General features: G+C 57.0%; 2 protein-coding genes and 1 pseudogene. All 3 read right to left on the minus strand.

Annotated elements, in window-relative coordinates; all coding sequences use genetic code 11:
* Positions 1–436, minus strand: a 436-nt coding sequence (locus ACIOU6_RS27880; protein WP_401139951.1) for an NADH-quinone oxidoreductase subunit C, incomplete at its 3' end; no start/stop codon positions are given.
* 73 nt (positions 437–509) lie between these two features.
* Positions 510–1,184 (minus strand): NADH-quinone oxidoreductase subunit B family protein, encoded by a 675-nt coding sequence (locus tag ACIOU6_RS27885; RefSeq protein ID WP_221730388.1) that lies wholly within the window; start codon positions 1,182–1,184, stop codon positions 510–512.
* Positions 1,144–1,270 (minus strand): annotated as a pseudogene (locus ACIOU6_RS27890) (hypothetical protein); the annotation flags it as partial. The gene ACIOU6_RS27885 and the pseudogene ACIOU6_RS27890, both read right to left, overlap by 41 nt.

Genomic DNA, 1,270 nt, shown 5'->3' on the forward strand with positions numbered 1-1,270 from the left:
CTTTGAAATCGATGCCGTACATGTCCCAGACTTCACGCTCGTACCAGTTGGCGTTCGGCCAGATGCTGGTGACGGTCGGCAAGCTCAGGTCGCTTTCGGACAAGGCGACCTTGATCATCACGTCACTATTACGCTCAAGCGACATGAGGTGATAGAACACGGTGAATTCGGCGTCCGAAGGCAGCCCTTGACGCTTGGTGCGCAGACGCTCGTCCACGCCGTGCAGGTCATAGAGCATGACGTACGGCTTGGGCAGGTTGCGCAGGAAAGTCAGGACTTCGACGAGTCTGGCGCGCGCCACCCACAGCACCGGCATACCGGTGCGGGTCGACTGAGCGGTGAACGCTTCGGCGCCAAAACGGTTGTTCAATTCAACGACCACATCCTGGTCGTCTGCCTTGTAAGGCGGGATGTACAGAGCGCTGCCTGTAGTCATGGTTATTTTTTCGCTTTCGGTCAACGTAAAGAATGAAGCCAGCTTCTCGTTTCTTTGTAAGAACAGATCTGGATCAGACTTCGTCAGGGCTGCGCAGGTTGGTGACTGCGATTCGCTGTTCGCGGCGCGCATCCTTCTGCGAAGGCATGTCGGCGCGATAAACGCCTTGATCACCAACGACCCAGGACAGTGGGCGACGCTCCTTGCCAATCGATTCCTGCAACAGCATCAAGCCTTGCAGAAATGCTTCTGGACGGGGCGGGCAGCCAGGTACGTAGACGTCCACCGGCAGGAACTTGTCCACCCCTTGAACCACGGAGTAGATGTCGTACATGCCACCGGAGTTGGCGCACGAACCCATGGAGATAACCCACTTCGGTTCGAGCATTTGCTCGTAGAGACGCTGAATGATCGGCGCCATCTTGATGAAGCAGGTACCGGCGATAACCATGAAGTCGGCCTGGCGCGGCGATGCCCGGATAACTTCGGCGCCAAAGCGCGCAATGTCGTGGGGCGCCGTGAAGGCGGTGGTCATTTCCACGTAGCAGCACGACAAGCCAAAGTTGTACGGCCACAGGGAGTTCTTGCGTCCCCAGTTGACCGCGCCACTCAGCACGTCTTCCAGCTTGCCCATGAAAATGTTTTTGTGAACTTGATCTTCTAACGGATCGGAAACGGTTTCCCGTTCGCCAATCGGATACTGCTCGTTAGGAGCATCGGGGTCGATCCTGGTGAGATTGTATTGCATTGCCAAAGCCGCCTTGTTTCAGCTTCGCTTGCCTCTTGCGACGAGCTTCCGGAGCCCAGTCAAGGGCGCCCACTCGGAACAGGTAG

The organism is Pseudomonas sp. NPDC087615, from assembly GCF_044743445.1.
GTDB lineage: Bacteria > Pseudomonadota > Gammaproteobacteria > Pseudomonadales > Pseudomonadaceae > Aquipseudomonas > Aquipseudomonas baetica_A.

Coding starts and splice junctions, on each gene's coding strand:
- ACIOU6_RS27885 (WP_221730388.1), bottom strand. CDS start 1,184: ATGCAATACAATCTCACCAGGATCGACCCCGATGCTCCTAACGAGCAG.